Genomic DNA, 296 nt, shown 5'->3' with positions numbered 1-296 from the left:
GGCGGCCGGAGGTCATGGTCGCCGGGGTGCATTCCAGTTTCGCCGTGCTGGAACTGGCCAAGAAGGCCGATGTGCTCGCCGTCGGGCCGGGCCTGGGGCAGGGCGCCTGGGGCAAGGCCCTGGCCAGTGCCGCCGCGACGCTGGACGCGGCCCAGGTATGGGACGCCGATGCCCTCAATCTGCTGGCCGCCGGGGTGGTCCAGGCGCCGCGCGGGCCCTGGGTGATGACGCCCCATCCGGGTGAGGCAGCACGGCTGCTGGAGCTCTCGATCAAGGACATCGAGGCCGATCGTCCC

General features: G+C 72.6%; 1 protein-coding gene. It reads left to right on the top strand.

The window, feature by feature from the left end:
* Positions 1 to 296, top strand: a 296-nt coding sequence (locus FS767_RS22040; protein WP_305986785.1) for an NAD(P)H-hydrate dehydratase, incomplete at both ends; no start/stop codon positions are given.

This window comes from Pseudomonas sp. DE0010, assembly GCF_007680745.1.
In the GTDB taxonomy this organism is placed as follows: Bacteria; Pseudomonadota; Gammaproteobacteria; order Pseudomonadales; family Pseudomonadaceae; genus Aquipseudomonas; species Aquipseudomonas parafulva_B.
Note: the sequence above shows the minus strand (reverse complement) of the source record. Positions and strands in the feature narration are given on the sequence as shown.